The sequence below is a fragment of the Pseudomonas sp. NPDC089408 genome (assembly GCF_044749445.1).
Lineage (GTDB): Bacteria > Pseudomonadota > Gammaproteobacteria > Pseudomonadales > Pseudomonadaceae > Aquipseudomonas.
This window is the reverse complement of sequence record NZ_JBIVHY010000011.1, coordinates 116,896-139,435: the sequence shown is the minus strand read 5'-3', so window position 1 is coordinate 139,435 and position 22,540 is coordinate 116,896. Positions and strand designations below refer to the sequence as shown.

Annotated in this window: 20 protein-coding genes; 17 read left to right on the top strand and 3 right to left on the bottom strand. The window is 63.0% G+C overall.

What is annotated here, in order from left to right; translation table 11 throughout:
- Positions 1-103: 103 nt before the first annotated feature.
- Positions 104-994: a universal stress protein gene (locus ACIP02_RS18430; protein ID WP_400618869.1), complete on the bottom strand. Its 891-nt coding sequence runs from the start codon at positions 992-994 to the stop codon at positions 104-106.
- A gap of 146 nt (positions 995-1,140) precedes the next feature.
- Between ACIP02_RS18430 and hisN the strand changes: the two genes are divergently transcribed.
- Complete coding sequence (gene hisN / locus ACIP02_RS18425; RefSeq protein WP_400618866.1) at positions 1,141-1,932, top strand: histidinol-phosphatase; 792 nt, start codon at positions 1,141-1,143, stop codon at positions 1,930-1,932.
- Between the two features lie 212 nt (positions 1,933-2,144).
- Positions 2,145-2,876, top strand: a complete 732-nt coding sequence (locus tag ACIP02_RS18420; protein ID WP_400618863.1) for a hypothetical protein — start codon at positions 2,145-2,147, stop codon at positions 2,874-2,876.
- 157 nt (positions 2,877-3,033) lie between these two features.
- Here ACIP02_RS18420 and ACIP02_RS18415 read toward each other — a convergent pair whose 3' ends face one another.
- Positions 3,034-3,918, bottom strand: coding sequence for an alpha/beta hydrolase (locus ACIP02_RS18415; RefSeq protein ID WP_400618860.1), 885 nt, complete (start codon positions 3,916-3,918; stop codon positions 3,034-3,036).
- Positions 3,919-4,138: 220 nt separating this feature from the next.
- A complete protein-coding gene (locus ACIP02_RS18410; protein ID WP_400618857.1) occupies positions 4,139-5,119 on the bottom strand; it encodes a LysR family transcriptional regulator in 981 nt (326 codons plus the stop codon).
- A gap of 359 nt (positions 5,120-5,478) precedes the next feature.
- Here ACIP02_RS18410 and ACIP02_RS18405 point away from each other — a divergent pair, with 359 nt between their 5' ends.
- The 15 genes from ACIP02_RS18405 (at position 5,479) to ACIP02_RS18335 (ending at position 22,364) form a co-directional block, all read left to right on the top strand.
- On the top strand, positions 5,479-6,639 hold the full coding sequence (locus ACIP02_RS18405) for a glycine betaine/L-proline ABC transporter ATP-binding protein (protein WP_400618854.1): 1,161 nt from the start codon (positions 5,479-5,481) through the stop codon (positions 6,637-6,639).
- Positions 6,640-6,661: 22 nt separating this feature from the next.
- A complete protein-coding gene (gene proW / locus ACIP02_RS18400; protein ID WP_400618851.1) occupies positions 6,662-7,615 on the top strand; it encodes a glycine betaine/L-proline ABC transporter permease ProW in 954 nt (317 codons plus the stop codon).
- Positions 7,616-7,686: 71 nt separating this feature from the next.
- The gene (gene proX, locus ACIP02_RS18395; protein WP_400618848.1) at positions 7,687-8,715 is read left to right on the top strand and encodes a glycine betaine/L-proline ABC transporter substrate-binding protein ProX; all 1,029 of its coding nucleotides are present in this window, start codon (positions 7,687-7,689) and stop codon (positions 8,713-8,715) included.
- Positions 8,716-8,871: 156 nt separating this feature from the next.
- On the top strand, positions 8,872-9,927 hold the full coding sequence (locus tag ACIP02_RS18390; RefSeq protein WP_400618845.1) for a GlxA family transcriptional regulator: 1,056 nt from the start codon (positions 8,872-8,874) through the stop codon (positions 9,925-9,927).
- A 345-nt stretch (positions 9,928-10,272) separates the two neighbouring features.
- Positions 10,273-11,229, top strand: a complete 957-nt coding sequence (locus ACIP02_RS18385; RefSeq protein ID WP_400618842.1) for an AraC family transcriptional regulator — start codon at positions 10,273-10,275, stop codon at positions 11,227-11,229.
- A gap of 223 nt (positions 11,230-11,452) precedes the next feature.
- Complete coding sequence (benA, locus tag ACIP02_RS18380) at positions 11,453-12,811, top strand: benzoate 1,2-dioxygenase large subunit (protein ID WP_400618840.1); 1,359 nt, start codon at positions 11,453-11,455, stop codon at positions 12,809-12,811.
- Positions 12,808-13,293 carry a benzoate 1,2-dioxygenase small subunit gene (benB, locus tag ACIP02_RS18375; protein WP_400618837.1) on the top strand — a complete coding sequence of 162 codons (486 nt, stop codon included), beginning with the start codon at positions 12,808-12,810 and terminating at the stop codon, positions 13,291-13,293. The genes benA and benB overlap by 4 nt, the downstream gene beginning before the upstream one ends.
- Positions 13,294-13,366: 73 nt before the next feature.
- Positions 13,367-14,377: a benzoate 1,2-dioxygenase electron transfer component BenC gene (benC, locus tag ACIP02_RS18370; protein WP_400618834.1), complete on the top strand. Its 1,011-nt coding sequence runs from the start codon at positions 13,367-13,369 to the stop codon at positions 14,375-14,377.
- A gap of 145 nt (positions 14,378-14,522) precedes the next feature.
- Positions 14,523-15,284 (top strand): 1,6-dihydroxycyclohexa-2,4-diene-1-carboxylate dehydrogenase, encoded by a 762-nt coding sequence (locus ACIP02_RS18365; protein ID WP_400618831.1) that lies wholly within the window; start codon positions 14,523-14,525, stop codon positions 15,282-15,284.
- A gap of 56 nt (positions 15,285-15,340) precedes the next feature.
- Complete coding sequence (locus tag ACIP02_RS18360) at positions 15,341-16,708, top strand: MFS transporter (RefSeq protein ID WP_400618828.1); 1,368 nt, start codon at positions 15,341-15,343, stop codon at positions 16,706-16,708.
- Between the two features lie 30 nt (positions 16,709-16,738).
- Complete coding sequence (gene catA / locus ACIP02_RS18355) at positions 16,739-17,653, top strand: catechol 1,2-dioxygenase (RefSeq protein WP_400618825.1); 915 nt, start codon at positions 16,739-16,741, stop codon at positions 17,651-17,653.
- 160 nt (positions 17,654-17,813) lie between these two features.
- Positions 17,814-19,013, top strand: a complete 1,200-nt coding sequence (locus tag ACIP02_RS18350) for a benzoate/H(+) symporter BenE family transporter (RefSeq protein ID WP_400618822.1) — start codon at positions 17,814-17,816, stop codon at positions 19,011-19,013.
- Between the two features lie 54 nt (positions 19,014-19,067).
- Positions 19,068-20,318 (top strand): OprD family porin, encoded by a 1,251-nt coding sequence (locus ACIP02_RS18345; RefSeq protein WP_400618819.1) that lies wholly within the window; start codon positions 19,068-19,070, stop codon positions 20,316-20,318.
- A 273-nt stretch (positions 20,319-20,591) separates the two neighbouring features.
- Positions 20,592-21,668, top strand: a complete 1,077-nt coding sequence (locus ACIP02_RS18340) for a metal-dependent hydrolase (protein WP_400618816.1) — start codon at positions 20,592-20,594, stop codon at positions 21,666-21,668.
- 3 nt (positions 21,669-21,671) lie between these two features.
- Positions 21,672-22,364, top strand: coding sequence for a TraX family protein (locus tag ACIP02_RS18335; protein WP_400618813.1), 693 nt, complete (start codon positions 21,672-21,674; stop codon positions 22,362-22,364).
- Positions 22,365-22,540 lie beyond the last annotated feature (176 nt).

The window sequence follows — 22,540 nt, the reverse complement described above, 5'->3', positions numbered from 1 at the left end:
GCGGGTGAACACGCTCCTACAGGGGATCTACATGGCCTGAAGCTGCGCAAATTCTTGTAGGAGCGGGTTCACCCGCGAAGAGGCCAGACCAGGTTACAGGTACTCAACGTGCAGCCTTGATCGCCAACACATTGCACAACGGATGCTCCAGCACATGCGCCGTAGTTCCGCCCAGGAACGTCTGCATCGCATCATGTCGATGGCTACCCATTACGATCACATCGGCCCGGCTATGGCCGACGAACTGGGCAATCGCCCTGATCGCCGCCCCTTCCATGAAGTGTCGACGCTCCAGCGGGATCTGGTGGTGATCGCCCAGCCGGTTGAACGCCGCCCGCTGTGCAGTCCGCACGCTGCCTTCAAAGCCTGGCATGGTTACCGTGCCGGCGCCGAAATCGGCCATGTGGGTCTTGCTGGCGTCGCACACATGCAGCAGATGCAGTTCGGCGTTGCACTGCAGGGCCAGGGCATGGGCGCAGTGAATCACCTGCTCATCCAGGTGCTCGCCTGCGCCAAGGCAGTTCAGGTCCACTGCCGCGGCAATCTGCCGGGGCAGGGGCAGGCGGATGTCGCTGACCAAGTGCACGGCGACCGGGCTGTCCTTGAGCAACTGCCAGTCCAGTGGCGTGACCAGCAGGCGTTTGAGTATCGGTTCGTGCTGCACGTCCTTCACCAGCAGGTCGCACCCAAGCCGCTCCACCCGCTCTAATACGCTGCCCAGCGGGTCACGCGTGAGCAACAGCTCGGTGGACACGTCCAGCCCGGCATTGCCCAGCTGTTCGGCCTCGTCCGCCAGCCACTGGCGGTTGTCGCTGAGCAGCCGTTCACGTTCACGGTCCTCGCTCATCAGGCCAAAGGTGTCGACGTCGTCGACGAACACGTTGATATCCAGCAATGCACCACTGGATTCCGCCAGCGCCGCTGCGCGTTGCAGCGCTGGCGTGTGGCGCATCTGCGGGCCGAGCATGACGAACAAGCGCTTGAACTGGCTCATCTCACACCTCCACGTGTGGCAGCCCCCCGGTAATCTGGTCCTGTTCAGTCTAGACTGCACTGGGCTGCATGAGCACCCGACACAGGCTGGCGTGGCACAGCGTGTCGGGTATGATGCGGGCCCATCATTTTTACGAGGCCCGCCCCATGTCCCTTAGTGCTGAACAGATCGGCGAGTTCCGCGCCTTCGCCGAGCAGCTGGCCGATGCTGCCGCTGTGGCGATCAAGCCGTATTTCCGCGCCAGCCTGGATGTCGAGGACAAGGGCGGGCGCCTGTACGATCCGGTGACCGTGGCCGACAAGGCCGCGGAAGATGCCATGCGTGAGCTGATCCAGGCGCGTTACCCCGCGCACGGCATTCTTGGCGAAGAAGCCGGCGTTGCAGTGGGCAGCAGCCCGCTGACCTGGGTACTCGACCCGATCGACGGCACCCGCGCCTTCATCACCGGCCTGCCACTGTGGGGCACATTGATTGCCCTGAACGATGGCATGCGCCCGGTGGTGGGGGTGATGAACCAGCCGTTCACCGGCGAGCGTTTTGTCGGCACCCCAGAGGGCGCCTGGCGCAGCGGTACGCCGCTGCAGACCCGTGCCTGCGCCGACCTGGCCGCGGCCACACTCATGTGCACCACCCCGGACATGTTCGACACGGCCGAGCGCAAGGCGGCGTTCGAGGCAGTGGCCGGCAAGGCGCGCTTGATGCGCTACGGTGGTGATTGCTACGCGTACTGCATGCTGGCTTCGGGCTTTGTCGACGTGATCGTCGAGGCAAGCTTGCAGCCGTATGACGTGCAGGCGCTGATGCCGATCATCGAAGGGGCGGGGGGGGTGATCACCGCCTGGGATGGCAGCAGTGCCCAGGATGGCGGGTGTGTGGTGGCCTGCGGTGACCCGGCGCTGCATGCGCAGGTGGTGGAGATGTTGCGGCACGCCATGTGATTTTGTGTTGCCTGTGCGAGCCTCTTCGCGGGTGAACCCGCTCCTACATATGCCAGCAACTGGCGGTCTTTGTAGGAGCGGGTTCACCCGCGAAGAGGCCCGCACAGGTATCCAGAATCTCCAACCACTGCACTTTTTCCCATTTCCGGGCTCTATGCTTGGCCAGGCTGCTCTGATCCCCAGTACAGCCGCCGAATATCGACCCGGTGCCGATGGTTGCAAGCTACCCCCGTTTCCTCTCCCGCCTGCTGCTGACAGGTGCCCTCACATGCCTGTGCGCCTGCACTCAGGAGCAGGGCCGCGACATGCTTGACCAGTTCGGCAACGGTAAACCCAGCGAACTGTTCCAGACCAGCGTCGACCGCCTGGCCACGCTGTCGATGCGTGACAACCTGCAAAGCCTGTACCTGCTGATGAACAAGCTCTACCTGCGCAACCCCAACCAATGGAAGATGTCCGGCTACGTCGACGCCGCCACCGCCGAGCGGCAGATCCGTATCGCCATCGAACAGCGCCAACCGCTGCCGCAACTGGGCAACCGCCGCGACCTGGCGGCGTTGAGCTACGCCTTGAGCCCGGAGTTTCGCGGTGACCGCGTCGGCGCGTTCATCTACGCCATCGGCAGCATGCTGATCACCGCCCATGGCGGGCGTACCGAGTTCTACATGACCGACACCCTTGACCCGCTGTTCATCAACAACGCCGCGCGCAATATCGAGAAAGCCACCTGGATGTTGAGCCAGCGGCAGGATGCCAATGGGGTGCTGCTGCTGTTCTCCAACGAGATTTCGGAGGAGGGCAGCAACCTGAGCTTTGCCGTGGAGTTCGGCAAGATCGTGGCGCGGCTGGATTTGCTGGCCGAGTTGCTGGATGAGCGGTATCGGCGGATCGGGCTCAACTATGCCCAGAGTCTGCTGCTGATGAATTTCCTGCCTGTGCAGTGACCTCAGCTGTTACACCGGTCCCTTGTAGGAGCGGCCTTGTGTCGCGATGGGGCGCAGAGCGGCCCCACGATCTCAGCCACACCGATACATTGCCGGGGCTGCTTTGCAGCCCTTTCGCGACACAAGGCCGCTCCTACACACAGGGCCAGTGAATGCTTTAGAGCAGCGCCTGGATCGCCTTCCGATAACGCTGCCCAGCCAGGCTCATGCTGTTGTTGTGGCTCGCCCCCGGCACCAGCAGCAATGTCTTGGGCTGTTGGGCGGCGTCGTACAGTTGCTGGCTGAAGCGCGGCGGTACGAAGCGGTCATCCAGCCCGTGCACCAGCAGCACGGGCAAGCCGACATCCTTGATCTTGTCCAGCGAGTCGAACTTCTGCGACATCAACCAGCGCACTGGCAGGGACGTGTTGGCCACTGCTGCCGCGACATCGCCCAGCGAAGTGAAGGTCGACTCCAGTATCAAACCTCGTGCCGGTGCCGCGGCGCCGCTCTTCTGTGCTTCAGCCGCCAACTCACTGGCCAGTTCCACCGCCACGGCACCGCCCAGCGAGTGGCCGAAGATCAGGCGCTTGCCGGCATCCGGCTGCAATTGGGCAAACCGCTCCCAGGCGATGCGTGCATCTTCATACACCGTGGCCTCTGAGGGCAGATCGCCACGGCTTTGGCCGAACCCGCGGTAATCCACGGCCAGCACCGAATAGCCCATGGCATGCAGTTGCTCGATGCGGAACAGCTGGCCGGTCAGGTTCCAGCGCACGCCATGCAGGTAGAGGATAGCCGGGGCATTGGCGCGCTTGGCCGGCCACCACCAGGCGTGCAGGCTCTGGTTGGCGCTGAAGCTGCGCGGGCGCAGGTCGAGCTCCTGCACATCGCCGGGCAACCCACGGAACCAGCTGGCTTGCCCGGGCTCGACGCGGAACACCAGCTCGCGCTCCTTGTGCTGGAGGACGGCGCAGCTGGTGGGCAGGCCGATGACCAGCAAGGTGGCGCACAGCCAGGCGAGCCAGCGGCGGCGCAGGTGGATGAGGAAGAGGGTGGGCATGGGGGCTTTTTTAGCAGATGTACGCGGCTTGCTGTGATGAAAGTGGCCGAATGGCGGGGTTGGTTTGATAACAAGTTGTTTCTGGGAGGTGTGGGTTGCCTGTGCGGGCCTCTTCGCGGGTGAACCCGCTCCTACATTGGGATATCACCAGCCTGAAGGTCGGTGGTGCCTGTGTAGGAGCGGGTTTACCCGCGAAGAGGCCCGCCCAGGCAACCGCAAATCACCGGCTGCGCAACGATTCCAGCAACGGCCGAAACTCATCCAGCAACCAATCCCGCAACCGCCGGCAACTGGACTCATGCTCCTTGTCTTCATTGAAGGCCAGGAAGTGGAAGGTGTCCTTGAGCACCAGTTCTTCTTGCACCGGCCTGACCAGCAACCCCTGCGCAACCAGTGGCGCAACCAGGTGGTGCCAGCCCAGCGCCACGCCCTGGTTGCCCAAGGCCAGCTGCACCAGCAGGTTGTAGTCGTTGGCATTGAAAAAATGCGGCGCGGTGTTGGCGCGGCTTTTCAGGTCGACGTCATGGAAGGCCAGCCACACATTCCAGTCCACATGCTCGGCCACCTGTGAACGGCCATAGGGGCTTAGGTTAAGCAGGGTGCCATCGCGCAAGCCTTGCAGGGTGCGCACCTCCGGGTGCTGCGCCAGGTACTGGGGGGTGCACACCGGGTAGATCACGTCATGGTTGAGCGGGTGCGAGCTGTAGCCTGCCTGCACCTTGCCCAGCTTGGTGATGTAGATGTCCGGGCGCACCCCTGGCTCCATCGACAGGAAGTTCTGCGTGGTCACCAGGTTGATGTCGATGTCCGGGTTCTCGTCGAAGAACCGGGGCATGCGCGGGCCCATCCACAAGGCGGCGAACGCCGGCGAACAGCACAGGGTGACCACGTGCTTGGTATTGGTGTTGCTGCGGATGCGCTCGGCCGCCTGGGAAATGTTGACGAACGACAACTGCACCGCATCGAAGAAGATCGAGCCGGCCACGGTCAGTTCCACAGCACGCCCGACACGGGTGAACAACTCGGCGCCCAGGTAGGTCTCGAGCTCACGGATCTGCCGGCTGACGGCGGCCTGGGTCACGCACAGCGCCTCGGCGGCACGGGTGAAGTTCTGGTACTTGGCGGCAGCGACGAAGACTTTGACCGCGCGCAGCGAGGGCATCTTGATCAGCGTCTGATCGGGTTCGGAATGTCTGACCATGGGGCGGGGCGAGGTCCTTCGTCTAGCCAATCGGTTCACTCTAGCCTGTTCCACGCACCCTGGTAAGTGCGCAGAGGCTCTGGGGCCGGGCTTTGGCCCTGATTGATAACTTCAGGTAATGGTTAGCGTGAAACAAATGTCGTTGGACCCGCTCTGGTGCAGGGCCTAACGTTAAAACCACGGCGCGACATTCGAGACATCGATGTCGATAATTTTTTGAAGCAGGACATTCTGCGTGCCGGTTTTGACTCACGTTCGGATTTGAACGGACTGCCAAGCGTACTCGCACTGATCGCTACCCGCCTTAATGAAAGTGCGATGTTGAAAGATTGGTTAATAAGCATAATAAAGAGGGTCGTATGAGCCATGCCGATGAGATTCTTTCGGTAAATAACATCTTCAAGGTGTTCGGTCCCAACCCGAACATGGCCATGGAGATGCTCCGAAAGGGGGCCGACAAGAACGAAATTTTCAGCAAGACCGGTCACGTCGTCGGCGTGTTCAATGCCAGCTTTTCCGTCAAGCGTGGCGAGATCTTCGTGATCATGGGCCTTTCCGGGTCGGGCAAGTCGACCATGGTGCGGCTGTTCAATCGCCTGATCGAACCCACCTCCGGCAGCATCCACCTCAACGGCAAGGAAATTACCGGGCTCTCCGACAAGGCCCTGCTCGACGTGCGCCGCAAGGAAATGGGCATGGTGTTCCAGTCCTTCGCGCTGATGCCGCACATGAGCGTGCTGGAAAACACTGCCTTCGGCCTGGAGATTGCCGGCGTGCCGGAAGGCGAACGCCACACCCGCGCCCGTGAAGCCTTGAGCCAGGTTGGCCTGGCCGGCCACGAGCACAGCTACCCTCACCAGCTGTCCGGCGGCATGCAGCAACGCGTAGGGCTGGCCCGGGCATTGGCCAACGACCCGGCGATCCTGCTGATGGACGAAGCGTTTTCTGCCCTCGACCCGCTGATCCGCAGTGAAATGCAGGGCGAGCTGATCCGCCTGCAGGCCGAACAGCAACGCACCATCATCTTCATTTCCCACGACATCGAAGAAGCCATCCGCATCGGCCACCGCATCGCGATCATGGAAGGTGGCCGCGTGGTGCAGATCGGCACCCCTCAGGAGCTGATCAACCAGCCGGCCAACGACTACGTGCGCACCTTCTTCAAGAGCTTCGACAGCTCGCGGGTGCTCAAGGCCGGCGATGTGGCCAGGTTCGACCCAGCCGTGGTGTGCAAGGTCAACGGCAAGGCACCGAGCTTCCAGGCCGGTGTGCCATTCGGCTACCTGATCGACGACCGCGGGCAGTTGCTGGGTGTGGTCGACACCGACGCCCACGGCGCTACCGCCAGTGACCGCTACAGCCTGCACGAGCAGCGCCCGGTGTACACCGACACGCCGCTGCACGAGGTGTTGGGCATTGCCGCCGATTTGCCGTACCCGGTGCCGGTACTCGACCGCCAGGGCGCCTTCAAGGGCACGCTGTCGAAGAACGAGCTGCTGCAGACCCTGAGCCGCAACTAAAACAACAAAGAGGTATGCACTCATGTCCGAATTCAGCCTTCTCGACCCGTTCCAGGCGGCCACCATCCCGTTGGGCGACTGGGTCACCGCGACGCTCAACTTCCTGGTGCACAATTTCCGCGAGGTGTTTCGCGCCATTCGCTGGCCGATCGACCAAGTGCTCAATGGCATCGAGTTCACCCTGCAGAGCATCCCGCCCACCATCGGCATCATCCTTTCGTCGCTGCTGGGCTGGCAGCTGGCCGGCAAGCGCATGGCACTGTTGTGCTTCATCACCTTGACCTTACTCGGCCTGATCGGCGTGTGGTCAGAGTCGATGACCACCCTGGCGCTGGTGCTGACCTCGGTGTTCTTCTGCGCAGTGATCGGCATACCGCTGGGTATCGTCTGCGCCCGCAGCAACCGCCTGGAAAGCATCATCCGGCCACTGCTCGACGCCATGCAGACGCTGCCGGCATTCGTCTACCTGGTACCGGTGGTGATGCTGTTCGGCATCGGCAACGTGCCCGGGGTACTGGTGACCATCGTCTTCGCCCTGCCGCCGCTGGTGCGCCTGACCAACCTGGGTATCCGCCAGGTGCCGGAAGACAAGATCGAAGCCGCCCGCGCCTTTGGCTGCACCCCACGGCAAATGCTGACCCGCGTGCAACTGCCGCTGGCCACTTCGACCATCATGGCCGGCCTGAACCAGACCCTGATGCTGTCGCTGTCGATGGTGGTGATCGCCTCGATGATTTCGGTCGGTGGCCTGGGCCAGATGGTGCTGCGTGGCATCGGCCGGCTGGACATGGGCCTGGCCACGGTCGGTGGCGTAGGGCTGGTATTGCTGGCGATTTTCCTCGACCGCCTGACCCAGGCCATGGGCGCCCGTACCAGTGCCGACCCGAGCCTGCGCTGGTATCACACCGGCCCGGTAGGGGGGGTGCTGCGCCTGTGTGGTGCCGGGCAAGCGCAAGCGCGGCGCAAGACCGCCTGAGCATTGCAAGACTTTTTGAGACGTTCGATCTGCCGCACTTGAAGATAAAAATCAGAAAAAGGTAAGCGACGATGCACGAATCCACGTTCACCCGCAGCATCCTCAAATGCGCTACCGCGCTGACCCTGGTAGCCGCTGCACTGGGCGCACACGCCTCGGCGGAAAAACCCGGCGATGGCGTGAAGGTAACCCCGATCTTCCCCTCCATTGCCGAAGAGCGCTTCCGTGGCGAAGTGGCCATGGAAGGCCTGCGCGAGCTGGGCTACAAGGTGCAGGAGCCGAAGGAAACCGAGTACGGCGTGATGATGGTGGCCTTGGCCAACGGCGATGCCGACTTCACCGTGCACCTGTGGGAAAAGCTGCACGACAAGTTCTATCAGCAGGCCGGCGGTGACGCTGTGATGGTCAAGACCGGCAACATCCTGCCGGGCGTGGCCCAGGGTTACCTGATCGACAAGAAGACTGCCGACCAATACAACATCAAGTACATCACCGACCTGAAAAAGCCCGAAATTGCCAAGCTGTTCGACACCGACGGTGACGGTAAGGCCGACATGACCGGCTGCAACCCGGGCTGGGGTTGCGAGCTGGTGATTGCCCACCACATGAAGGCCTACGACCTGGACAAGAGCATCACCGTCAACCAGGGCTCGTACTTTGCGCTGATGGCCGACACCATTACCCGCTACAAGGAAGGCAAGCCGATCCTGTACTTCACCTGGGTGCCGCAGTGGATCGCCAGCGTACTCGTCGAAGGCAAGGACGTGGTCTGGCTGGAAGTGCCGAAAACCGACCTGCCGGGCGGCGACAATAATGTCGATACCACCTACCACGGCAAGAACCTGGGCTTTGCCATCGACAAGGTGGTGGCCGTGCTGAACAAGGACTTTGCCGAAAAGAACCCGGCAGCGTTGAAGTTCCTGTCGCTGGTGCAGATCAGCACCGACGACGAGAGCAACCAGAACCTGAAGATGCAGCAGGGTGAAAAGAAGCCCGCCGACATTACCCGCCATGCCAAGGAATGGGTCGCAGCGCACCGCCAGCAGTTCGACCAGTGGCTGCAAGCCTCGCGTGACGCGGCGGCCCAGGCCGGCAAGTAACCTGTTTCATCGGCGCTGTCTTCTTCGCGGCGGTTCGACGCCTCGATAAACCCGCTCCTACATGGGTGTGCACAGGATCCGAATGCCGTGCGGTCCATGTAGGAGCGGGTTTACCCGCGAAGAAGCCAACGCGATTTCCTGCTGTTGAGTAAAGCCATGAGCCACTTCGAAAGCATCCTCAAGAACACCAACCTGGCCCACCTGGACCCCGCCATCCGCACCACACTGTCAATGCCCTGCCAGCGCGTGGCTTTCGTCCTGCGCGAGCATTTCTCGATGATGGCCTTCACCGCCGCCATGGACAGCCTGGTCACCGCCAACCTGATGAGCGCCACGCCGTTGTTCCAGATTCACGTGGTAGGTGAGGGCGAGCAGGTGATGAGCGACCTGGGCATCGCCTTGCCGGTCAACACCCAACTCGCCGACCTCGACCTGCAAGGCCTGGACTGCCTGCTGGTATGCGGCGGCTTCCGTGTACGCCTGGAAACCGCACCGCAACTGCGCACCAAACTGCGCCAGGCCGACCAGCAGGGTTGCCAGCTGGGCGGCTTGTGGAATGGCGCGTACTTCCTCGCCGAAGCCGGTTTGCTCAACGATTACGACTGCGCCTTTCACCCCGATGGCCGGGCGATGATGAGCGAGCTGTTCCCCAAAGTGCGCATCAGCCGCCAGGCCCATGTACTGGACCGACGGCGCATGAGCTGCGCGGGTGCCAGCAGTGCCCTGGACATGATGCTGGCGATGCTGGAGCAGTGCGGTGGCGCACCCTTGCGCCGGGCCGTGGAGCAGATGCTGGCCTGTGACCGTGCGCGGGTGATGAGCGATGCCCCCGCCTGCGCCCCGGAAATCGACCCCAGCCTGCCCAAGGGCGTACGCCTGGCGCTGGAGCTGATGCACGCCAACATCGAAGACCCGATCGGCATCGACGAGATCGCCGAACACGCCGGCTTGTCCCGTCGCCACCTGGAACGGCTGTTCCGCCGCCATGTGCAGGCTACGCCACCGCGTTATTACCTGGAACTGCGCCTGACCCATGCCCGGCAACTGTTGCAGCACACCAGCAAGTCATTGACCGAGGTGGCGGTGGCCAGCGGGTTTGTCAGCTTCCCGCATTTCTACCGGCGCTTTCGTGAGTTGTTTGCCATTGCCCCCCGGCAATACCGGGCGCGTAGCCAGGGGTGGGCGGGGCGGCAGGATGTGGCGGTGCATTGAGTGGTGTGCTGCCTGTACCGGCCTCTTCGCGGGTAAACCCGCTCCTACAACGGCCTGTGCAAGCCCTGTAGGAGCGGGTTTACCCGCGAAAGGGCCAGCACAGGAAAAGTACGGTTCGATAAACGAACAAAAAACCCGCACAGACTGTCCGCTATCCGCCCAACCAATCCCATCGCCGCATTGCCCAACCCCCGCCTTTTTGCTGTAGTGTGCCCATCCACCGGTTGTCGCCTGCCCCCGCGACCCGCAACCGGCCCGATAGAATGACCGTGACGACCGCAACCACCGCCCACAAGGCCGTAGGAAGCGGCGACCAGAACAATAACGACACCGAGTGCCTTGCCTATGGAAAGCCGCCTGCTGAGCGAACGCAGTAGCGTGTTTCACCACGCCGACCCTTATGCTGTGTCCGATTATGTCAACCAGCATGTCGGCCAGCATTGCATCGGCCTGTCGCGCACCACCCACCCCCAGGCCAGCCTCAGCCACCGCAAGTTTGCCGAACTCGACCTGTGCCGTATCAGCTACGGCGGCAGCGTGCGGGTTACCTCGCCAGCGCTGGAAACCATCTACCACCTGCAGGTGTTGCTCAACGGCAACTGCCTGTGGCGCGGGCACAAGCGCGAGCAACACCTGGTGCCGGGCGAATTACTGCTGATCAACCCCGACGACCCGGTTGACCTGACCTATTCGGAAGACTGCGAGAAGTTCATCCTCAAGGTGCCGACCCGGCTGCTGGACTCGATCTGCGATGAACAGCGCTGGCACCGGCCCGATGGCGGTGTGCGCTTCCTTCGCAACCATTACCGGCTGGACGAACTGGACGGCTTCGTCAACCTGCTGGCCATGGTTTGCCATGAGGCGGAGGTCAGCGATTCGTTGCCCAGGGTGCAGTGCCATTACAGCCAGATCGTTGCCAGCAAGCTGCTGACCCTGATGAGCACCAATGTCCGCCGCGAGAGCTTAGGTTCCCCAGGTGCAAGCCTTGAGCGGATCATCGACCATATCGACCGCAACCTGAAGCATGAACTGACAGCCGAAGCGCTGGCAGAGCAAGCGTGCATGAGCCTGCGCTCGCTCTATGCACTGTTCGACCGGCATTTGCAGACCACGCCAAAACACTATGTACGCCAGCGCAAGCTGGAGCAGGTGCGCGCTTGCCTCGGTGACGCCAGTTGCTCGGTACGCAGTGTGACTGAGCTGGCCATGGACTATGGCTTCATGCACCTTGGGCGGTTTTCCGAGGTTTATCGGCAGCAGTTTGGTGAGCTGCCCTCGGAAACCTTCCGCAATCGGCGCTGAACTGGGCTGGCCTCTTCGCGGGTGAACCCGCTCCTACTGGGTTTTGCGCAAGTTCTCAGGCCTGCGGTGATCCGTGTAGGAGCGGGTTTACCCGCGAAAAGGCCCTCAAACCAGATACATACCCTGCACATAACGGATAGCACCCCGCACAAACCGGATATTCCCACCCCATCCCAGCCCCTAACCTGACCAGGTCTAAACAATAACAAGGGAGACCCTGGCCATGTCCCTGGGATTCGACTACCTCAATGCCTTGCTCGAGGACGACCGTGAAAAGGGCATCTACCGCTGCAAGCGCGAGATGTTCACTGACCCACGCCTGTTCGAGCTGGAAATGAAACACATCTTCGAGGGCAACTGGATCTACCTGGCGCACGAAAGCCAGATCCCCGAGAAGAACGACTTCCTCACCCTGACCATGGGGCGCCAGCCGATTTTCATTGCGCGCAACAAGGACGGTGAGCTCAATGCCTTCCTCAACGCCTGCAGCCACCGCGGCGCCATGCTGTGCCGGCACAAGCGCGGCAACCGCTCCAGCTATACCTGCCCGTTCCACGGCTGGACCTTCAACAACAGCGGCAAGCTGCTCAAGGTCAAGGACCCGAGCAATGCCGGCTACCCCGACAGCTTCAACTGCGACGGCTCGCACGACCTGACCAAGGTGGCGCGCTTCGAGTCGTACCGGGGCTTCCTGTTCGGTAGCCTGAAAGCCGACGTGAAACCGCTGGTCGAGCACCTGGGCGAATCGGCCAAGATCATCGACATGATCGTCGACCAGTCGCCAGAAGGCCTGGAAGTGTTGCGCGGTGCCAGCTCGTACATCTACGAAGGCAACTGGAAGCTCACCGCCGAAAACGGCGCCGATGGCTACCACGTCAGCTCGGTGCACTGGAACTACGCCGCCACCCAGAACCAGCGCAAGCAGCGCGAAGCGGGTGACGAGATCAAGACCATGAGCGCCGGTGCTTGGGCCAAGCAGGGCGGTGGCTTCTATTCCTTCGACCACGGCCACCTGCTGCTGTGGACCCGCTGGGCCAACCCGGAAGATCGCCCGGCCTACGAGCGCCGCGACCAACTGGCCGCCGATTACGGCCAGGCCCGCGCCGACTGGATGATCGAGAACTCACGCAACCTGTGCCTGTACCCGAACGTGTACCTGATGGACCAGTTCAGCTCGCAAATCCGCATCGCCCGGCCGATTTCGGTGAACAAGACCGAAATCACCATCTACTGCATCGCGCCAAAAGGCGAGAGCGCCGACGCCCGCGCCAAACGCATCCGCCAGTACGAAGACTTTTTCAACGTCAGTGGCATGGCCACACCGGACGACCTGGAAGAATTCCGCTCGTGCCAGACCGGCTATGGCGGCGGTACTGGCTGGAACGACATGTCCCGCGGTGCGGCGCACTGGGTGGAAGGGGCTGACGAGGCGGCCCGGGAGATCGAGTTGAAGCCGCTGCTGTCCGGCGTACGCACCGAGGACGAAGGCCTGTTCGTGCTGCAGCACAAATACTGGCAGGACACCATGGTCCAGGCCCTCAAGGACGAGCAGCAATTGATCCCCGTGGAGGCCGTGCAATGAGCCTGTATGAAACCGTGCGCGACTTCCTCTACCGCGAGGCGCGCTACCTGGACGACGCCCAGTGGGACCAGTGGCTGGAGCTGTACGCCAGCGACGCCACCTTCTGGATGCCCAGCTGGGACGATGACGATACCCTCACCGAAGACCCGCAAAGCGAAATCTCGCTGATCTGGTACGGCAACCGCGGCGGCCTGGAAGACCGTGTGTTCCGCATCAAGACCGAGCGCTCCAGTGCGACCGTGCCCGACACCCGCACCTCGCACAACATCAGCAACATCGAGATCGTCGAACAGGGCGAGGGCAGCTGCCTGGTGCGTTTCAACTGGCACACCCTGAGCTTCCGCTACAAGACCACCGACAGTTACTTCGGCAGCAGCTTCTACACCCTTGACCTGCGCGGCGAGCAGCCGCTGATCAAGGCCAAGAAGGTGGTGCTGAAGAACGACTACGTGCGCCAGGTCATCGACATCTACCACATCTGAACCAGGGTTTTTGCGAGCAATGCCCGGGGCGTCCTGCGACGCGCCGTGGCCAGGCTCGCCCGCGAGGTGCAACATGAGCTACCAGATCGCACTGAATTTCGAGGACGGGGTCACCCGTTTCATTGAAGCCGCAGGCCACGAAACCGTCGCCGATGCGGCTTACCGCCAGGGCATCAACATCCCCCTGGACTGCCGCGACGGCGCTTGCGGCACCTGCAAGTGCAAGGCCGAGTCCGGGCGCTATGACCTGGGCGACAACTTCATCGAAGACGCCCTGAGCGAAGACGAAATCGGCGAAGGCTACGTGCTGACCTGCCAGATGCGCGCCGAAAGCGACTGCGTCATCCGCATCCCGGCCTCGTCGCAGCTGTGCAAGACCGAACAGGCCAGCTTCGAGGCGGCTATCAGCGATGTACGCCAGCTGTCGGCCAGCACCATTGCCTTGTCGATCAAGGGTGAAGCGTTGAGCCGCTTGGCATTCCTGCCGGGGCAATATGTCAACCTCAAGGTGCCGGGCAGCGAGCAGAGCCGCGCCTATTCGTTCAGCTCGCTGCAGAAGGATGGCGAAGTCAGCTTCCTGATCCGCAACGTGCCGGGCGGGCTGATGAGCAGTTTCCTGACCAACTTGGCCAAGGCCGGCGACAGCATGAGCCTGGCCGGGCCGCTGGGCAGCTTTTACCTGCGGCCGATCCAGCGCCCGCTGTTGCTGCTGGCCGGTGGTACCGGGCTGGCGCCGTTCACGGCGATGCTGGAGAAGATTGCCGAGCAGGGCAGTGAGCACCCGCTGCACCTGATCTATGGCGTGACCAACGACTTCGACCTGGTCGAGCTCGACCGCTTGCAAGCGCTGGCGGCACGCATCCCCAACTTCACCTACAGCGCCTGCGTGGCCAACCCGGACAGCCAGTACCCGCAAAAGGGCTACGTGACCCAGCACATCGCGCCATGCCACCTGAACGACGGCGATGTGGACGTGTACCTGTGCGGGCCACCGCCGATGGTAGAGGCGGTGAGCCAGTACGTGCGTGAGCAGGGCATTACCCCGGCGAACTTCTATTACGAAAAATTTGCGGCGGCGGCCTGACAGATTGCCGGGGCCGCTTTGCGGCCCTTTCGCGACACAAGGCCGCTCCTACAGGGAGATGCGATCCATGTAGGAGCGGCCTTGCGTCGCGATGGAGGGCGCAGCCCTCCCAATTGCCCTGACGCGGATCAAGCAGGAGATGCAGATGAACAACAGATTCAAAGGCAAGGTCGCCCTGGTCACCGGTGCCGCCCAGGGCATTGGCCGGGGCGTGTGCTGGCGGCTCAAGGCCGAAGGCGCGCAAGTGGTTGCAGTAGACCGTTCCGAACTGGTCCACGAACTGGCCGGCGAGGGCATGCTGACCCTCACCGCCGACCTCGAACAACACGCCGACTGCGACCGGGTCATGGCCAGCGCCGTAGAAACCTTCGGTCGCCTCGACATCCTCGTCAACAACGTCGGCGGCACCATCTGGGCCAAGCCCTTCGAACACTACGAGGTCGAACAGATCGAGGCAGAAGTACGCCGTTCGCTGTTCCCCACCCTGTGGTGCTGCCACGCGGCACTGCCGTACATGCTCGAACGCGGCAGTGGCGCCATCGTCAACGTCTCGTCGATCGCCACCCGGGGTGTCAACCGCGTGCCGTACGGTGCGGCCAAGGGCGGGGTCAACGCGCTGACCGCCTGCCTTGCTTTTGAAACCGCCGGGCGTGGCATCCGCGTCAACGCCACTGCCCCCGGCGGCACCGAAGCCCCACCGCGGCGCGTACCACGCAACAGCGCCGAGCAAACCGAGCAGGAAAAACACTGGTACCAGCAGATCGTCGACCAGACCCTCGACAGCAGCCTGATGCACCGCTACGGCAGCATCGACGAGCAGGTCGGGGCCATCCTGTTCCTGGCGTCCGACGAAGCTTCGTACATCACCGGCGTGACCCTGCCGGTAGGGGGCGGCGACCTCGGCTGAGCAGCACCCCAAGGCAACAGCTTTCCATCACAACAAAAACAAGAGCGACAGATGCCATGCGAACCCTTGACGTACACCCGATCATCGATAACGCGCGCTTTACCCCGTTCCACTGGATGGTCATGGCCTGGTGCGGCCTGCTGCTGATTTTCGACGGGTATGACCTGTTCATCTACGGCGTGGTACTGCCGGTGATCATGAAAGAGTGGGGCCTGACCCCGTTGCAGGCCGGTGCGCTGGGCAGCTATGCGCTGTTCGGCATGATGTTCGGCGCCCTGGCATTCGGCAGCCTGGCCGACCGCATCGGGCGCAAGAAGGGTATTGCCATCTGTTTCGCCTTGTTTTCGGGGGCGACCATCCTCAATGGTTTTGCCAGCAGCCCCAGTGAGTTCGGCATCTACCGCTTTATCGCCGGCTTGGGCTGCGGCGGCCTGATGCCCAATGCCGTGGCACTGATGAACGAGTACGCACCCAAGCGCCTGCGCAGCACGCTGGTGGCGATCATGTTCAGTGGCTATTCGCTCGGCGGCATGCTGTCGGCAGGCGTCGGCATTTTCATGCTGCCGCGTTTCGGCTGGGAGTCGATGTTCTTCGCTGCCGCTGTGCCGCTGTTGCTGTTGCCGGTGATCCTCTACTACCTGCCGGAATCGATCGGTTTTTTGGTGCGCCAGGGCCGTGGCGACGAGGCACGCAAGCTGCTCAAGCGCCTGGACCCAGGCTGCGATGTACAACCTGATGATGTGCTGGTCGCCCCTGTGGGAGCGGGCTTGTCTGTGGGAGCGGGCTTGTCCCGCGAAAGGGCCGGCAAGTTCACCGCCGTCCTCGAACTGTTCCGCAACGGCCTAGCCATTCGCACCTTGGCGCTGTGGCTGGCGTTCTTCTGCTGCCTGCTGATGGTCTATGCGCTTAGCTCGTGGCTGCCGAAACTGATGGCCAACGCCGGCTACAGCCTGGGTTCAAGCCTGTCGTTCCTGCTGGCACTGAACTTTGGTGGCATGGCCGGTGCAATTCTCGGCGGATGGCTGGGCGACCGCTACAACCTGGTCAAGGTCAAGGTGGCGTTCTTCATTGCTGCGGCGCTGTCGATCAGCCTGCTGGGGGTAAACAGCCCGATGCCGGTGCTGTACCTGCTGATCTTCATTGCCGGCGCCACCACCATTGGCACACAAATCCTCCTGTACGCCGGCGCTGCTCAAATGTACGGCCTGTCGGTGCGCTCCACCGGCCTGGGCTGGGCGTCGGGCATTGGCCGCAATGGCGCCATTGTCGGCCCGCTGCTGGGCGGCGCCCTGATGGGTATCAACCTGCCGCTGCAACTCAATTTCATCGCCTTCGCCATCCCTGGCGCCATTGCCGCGCTGGCCATGGCCGTGCACCTGGCCAGTGGCCGGCGCCACGCTCAGGCGGTTGCGGCGCAGGCGTAAATCCAGAAAAACAACATGAGGTAAGCCCACATGACCGTGAAGATTTCCCACACTGCCGAGGTACAGCGGTTCTTCGAGGAGGCCGCAGGCTTTGGCAACGATGCCGGAAACCCGCGCCTCAAGCGCATTGTGCAGCGCATGCTGCAGGACACCGCCCGGCTGATCGAAGACCTGGAAATCAGCGAGGACGAGTTCTGGCACGCCGTCGATTACCTCAACCGCCTGGGCGGGCGCGGCGAAGCCGGGCTGCTGGTCGCGGGGCTGGGCATCGAGCACTTCCTCGACCTGCTGCAGGATGCCAAGGACGCGCAGGCCGGGCTGGCCGGTGGTACCCCGCGTACCATCGAAGGCCCGTTGTACGTGGCGGGTGCGCCCATGGCAGAAGGTGAAGTGCGCATGGATGACGGCAGCGAGGAAGGTGTGGCCACGGTCATGTACCTGGAGGGGCGGGTGCTTGACCCACACGGCCAGCCGCTGGCGGGTGCCACAGTCGACCTGTGGCATGCCAACACCCGCGGCACTTACTCGTTCTTCGACCAGGGCCAGTCCGAATACAACCTGCGCCGGCGCATCGTCACCGACAGCGAAGGCCGCTACCGCGCACGCTCGATCGTGCCGTCGGGCTATGGCTGCGACCCGCAAGGCCCGACCCAGGAATGCCTGGACCTGCTAGGCCGCCACGGCCAGCGCCCGGCGCATGTGCACTTCTTCATTTCGGCGCCGGGGCATCGGCACTTGACCACGCAGATCAACCTGTCGGGGGACAAATACCTGTGGGATGACTTTGCCTACGCCACGCGGGATGGGTTGGTGGGCGAGGTGGTGTTTGTCGAGGGTACGGCGGGGCGGCATGCCGAGCTGAAGTTCGACTTCCAGTTGCAGTTGGCCCAGGGCGGGGCGGATGAACAGCGCAGTGCGCGGCCGCGGGCGCTGCAGGAAGCCTGAATTTCCGAGTTGGCTTCTTCGCGGGTAAACCCGCTCCCACAGGGGTTGCACAGGTTTTAGCACGTGCGCCGTACCTGTGGGAGCGGGTTCACCCGCGAAGAAGCCAACACAAGAACAAAAGCCAGCCACCAAGGCCGGCCGCTGCCTTGCGAGAAGCTTGATGAAAACCCTGATCAAGGACAGTTCACTGTCCGCCATCGTCGCCGGCTGCATCGCCACGATGATTTCTTACGCCGGCCCGCTGGTGATCATCTTCCACGCCGCCGAAGCCGCCGGCCTGTCGCACCAGCAACTGTCGTCCTGGGTGTGGGCAGTGTCCATGGGCAGTGCAGTACTCGGTGCGCTGCTCAGCCTGCGCTACCGCGTGCCGGTGGTGATCGCGTGGTCCATCCCAGGCTCCGCACTGCTGGTCACCGCCTTGCCGCAACTGGGCCTGGAGCAGGCGGTGGGCGCTTACCTGGTGGCCAACCTGGTCCTGCTGCTGATCGGCATCAGCGGCGCCTTCGACCGCATCATCGCGCGCCTGCCAGGGTCCATTGCCGCCGGTATGCAGGCCGGCATCCTGTTCAGCTTCGGCATCGAGGTGTTTCGCGCCTTGCCGGTGCAGCCTGTGCTGGTGCTGGGAATGTTCGTCACTTACGTGCTGATGCGCCGGGTGCAACCCCGATATGCGGTGGCCGCTGTGCTGTGCGTCGGCACGCTGGTGACGCTGGCCAGTGGGGCGTTGCGCAGCGAGGCGCTGGTGCTGGAGCTGGCGTCACCACAGTGGGTCACCCCGCGGTTCAGCCTGCCTGCGGTGTTCAGCCTGGCGCTGCCGATGGTGCTGGTGGCGTTGACCGGGCAGTTCATGCCCGGCATGGCGGTGTTGCGCAACGCCGGCTACGACACCCCGGCCAGCCCGTTGATCCGCGCCAGTGCCCTGGCCGGTGCAGCACTGGCGCCGTTCGGTTGCCACGGGCTGAACCTGGCGGCGGTGACCGCCAGCCTCTGCACCGGCCATGAAGCCCATGAAACCCCCCGCCGGCGCTATGTGGCAGCCGTGGCCGGCAGTGCGCTGTACCTGCTGCTGGGCATTGCCGGGGCCACCTTGATGTCGTTGTTCGCGGCTTTTCCTGCTGCGCTGATCGCCGCCCTGGCTGGCCTGGCCCTGTATGGCGCCATCAGCGAGGCCCTGGCCCGCAGCCTGGCGGAACCGGCTGAGCGTGATGCCGGGCTGTTCACCTTCCTGGTCACCGCTTCGGGCGTGGCCTTCCTTGGCCTGTCGGCAGCGTTCTGGGGGCTGCTGTTCGGCCTGCTGACCCACGCGCTGCTCAGGTTGCGCCAGCCATCAGCCCGGGAGGTGCTGCGCCGTACACCCTGAACCGCCGTGTTCCCAACGCTTTACCCATAAAAACAAGATCAAGAGAGCTTCGGAATGAATCACACCCCTTGCGTCGCCCTGGGCCTGACTTTGCTCAGCCAACCGTTGCTAGCTGCCGAAGGCGGCTTCTTCGAGGACTCGAAGGCTACCCTGAGCGCCCGTAACTACTATTTCAGCCGCGATTTTTCCGACATTGTCGGGGCCAACAGGCAGTCCAAGGCCGAGGAGTGGGCCCAAGGCTTCATCCTCGACTTCAAGAGCGGCTACACCCCCGGTACGGTCGGTTTTGGCGTAGATGCGCTGGGCCTGCTGGGTATCAAGCTCGACAGCAGCCCCGACCGGGTCAACACCGGCCTGCTTCCGGTGCATGGCGATGGTCGCGCCGCCGACGAATACAGCCGGCTGGCACCCACCCTCAAAGTGCGCTTGTCGAAAACCGAACTGCGCATTGGCGAATTGCAACCGAACCTGCCAGTGCTGACCTTCAGCGATATCCGCCTGCTGCCGCCCACTTACCAAGGGGCCAGCATCAGTTCGGCAGAAATCGACGGCCTGACGGTGCAGGCCGGGCACCTGAAAAGCACCCACCTGCGCAACGAAGGCGGCGACGGCAAGATGAACGCCATGCTTGGCCATGTGCCAATGCGCCAGGCCGAGAGCGATGCCTTCAACTACGTGGGTGGCGATTATGCGTTCAACGCCAACCAGAGCAGTGTCAGCCTGTGGTATGGGCAACTGCAGGACCTCTACGAGCAGGGTTTTGTCGGCGTCAAGCACAGCAAGCCAGTGGGCAACTGGGTGCTCAGTACCAACCTGGGCTACTTCACCGCGCGCGAGGAGGGCGATGCCTTGCTCGGCAACATCGACAACCAGGCCTTCTTCTCGATGTTTACTGCCCGCCATGGCGGGCACAGCCTGCATGCCGGCTACCAGGCGATCTACGGCGACAGCCCGTTCCCGCGGGTATTTGCCAATATCTCGCCGCTGGGTAACGAGGTGCCGACCTATGAGTTTGCCTACACCGACGAGCGTTCGTACCAGGTGCGTTATGACTACAACTTCGCCGCCATGGGCGTACCGGGGCTGACGGCAACGGTGCGCTACATTACCGGTAACAATGTCGATACCGGGCTGGGGTATGAGGGCCGTGATCGCGAACGTGACCTGGACATTGGCTATGCCGTGCAGAGCGGGGTGTTGAAGGGGTTGGGGATTCGGGTGCGCAATGCCATGGCACGGTCTAATTACCGCAGCGACATCGACGAGAACCGCCTGACACTGGTGTATACCTGGCAGCTGTTCTGACAGGTTTACGTCACATTTTGAAGCTTCAGGGGATCGTTGTATGAGCGGCCTTGTGTCGCGATCGGGCTGCGCAGCAGCCCCGGCTATCTTGATCTGGTTCGAGGTAGTCGGGGCTGCTGCGCAGCCCGATCGCGACACAAGGCCGCTCCTACAACGATCGCGTCAGGGTATAGCGTGAGGGTTGGGTGTTGCATCCGGCAACAAGGCGGGGAATTGCGCATCAGGCTTGGTTGAGGGTAGTTTCCAGCAACCACCTTTTCAGGAACGCCTCCCTTGGACTCCATCACCCAAGCCGTTCTCGGCGCCGCCCTGCAAGGCGCTGTACTGGGCCGCATCCAAGGCCGTCGCGCGCTGCTGTATGGCGCGGCGCTAGGCACGCTGCCCGACCTCGACGTCATCATCCGTTATGCCGACCCGGTGTCGCAGATGACCTACCACCGCGGCTTTTCCCATTCGCTGTTCGTGCTCACGGGGCTGGCCTTGTTGCTGGCCTGGCTGGTGAACAAATGCTGGCCTGACAAGGGCTATACCTTGGCCAGGCTGTTTCTTGCGTTCTGGCTGGTACTCATTACCCATCCGTTGCTCGACGCTTTCACGGTCTACGGCACGCAGCTGTTCTGGCCGCTGCAAGGCACCCCGCAAAGCTGGGCGGCGGTGTTCATCATCGACCCGATCTACACCGTGCCACTGCTGGCGGCCGTCATTTACGCCATCAGCAAGGGCGTGACCGCAAGGGCCACACGCCTGTTGACCCTGGCGCTGGTGTTCAGCACGGCCTACCTCGGCTTCGGCCTCGCCGGGCGCATGGCGGCCGAGCAGCGCTTTCAGGCGGCGCTGGACCAGCAAGGTATCGCGGCCAGCGAGGTGCGCGCCGTGCCGATTGCGTTCAACAGCCTGGTCTGGCGGGTATTGGCCAAGACACCAGAAGGCGATTATTACGAAGGCATCAGCAGCGGGTTCGACCGGCAAGCGCCAGAGATGCAGCGCTTGCCGCGTAACCTGCAGCTGGCGCAAGCGCTGGCCAATGACCCCCTTCATCAGCGTTTGCGCTGGTTCACCGATGACTGGTTGCGCTACGACCAGATCGGCGATGCGCTGGTGGTCACCGACCTGCGCATGGGTATCCCGGGCAACTACACCTTTCGTTTCAACATGGCCCACCGTGACAGCCAGGGGCACTGGGTTGTCGATGTGCCGTCCATGTTCAAAGGCGCAGGGCCCGGCTCGATGTTCAGTGGTGCAGACCTTGTGTTGATCTGGCGGCGCATCATGGAACAGCAACCGCCTTTGCCGCTGGCCGTATGGACCGAACGCTACCTGGGCGTGAGCCCGATCGAGCGCGGGCGCTAAGGCATGCGCTCGGCCGGGCTGGACCTGGTCAAGTGGATGGCGATGTTGACCATGGTCGCCGACCACTTGCGCTTCCTGTGGCCTGAAGCTGATGGCCTGTTCGTGCTTGGCCGACTGGCGTTTCCGCTGTTCTGTCTGGCGATTGCAGTGAACGTGGGGCGCGTCAGGGCCGGGGCACTGTATACCCGGGGCAACGTGCGCTACCTGGGGCTGATGTTGCTGTTCACGCTGCTGTCGGAGCCTGCCTACCGTTGGCTGGACAGTGGCGTGCAAACCTTCAGTGTGATGCCGACACTGGTGCTGGGGTTGGTTATTGCCTGGGCGGTGCATCATCCTTTGCTATCGGCGCGTGTGCTGGGCTTCGCAGGCCTGCTGGTCGGGTGGGGGTTCAGCGAGCAGTTGATGTACGGCTTGCCAGGCGTATTGCTGCCGGCAGCGTGGTTGATGGCGCGCCGGCTGCGCGGGGTTGCCTGGTTGCTGCCTTGCCTGTTGGCCATGGGCGGGAATTTGACCAACAGCTGGTTGCTGGGGCATCTGCTGGCGCCGTTTACCCTACTGACCCTGATGGCTACAGCCTTGGCGATTCCGGTTGGCATGCTGCTGTTGCGGCACGATGATTGGCGGGTGCCTGCGGTGGGGCGCTGGGGTTACCTGTTCTATCCGGTGCATTTGCTGGTGATCAAGGTCCTTGCTTGATCGACCTTGTCGGCAAGCCTGCCACGTCGCCTGCGAGGATCCTTGTAGGAGCGGCCTTGCCGGGGCGCCGGACCGGTCGGATGGGCTGCGCAGCAGCCCCAGGGTTTGCGCGCAGATGCACAAATTGCCGGGGCTGCTTCGCAGCCCATCGCGACACAAGGCCGCTCCTACAAAGG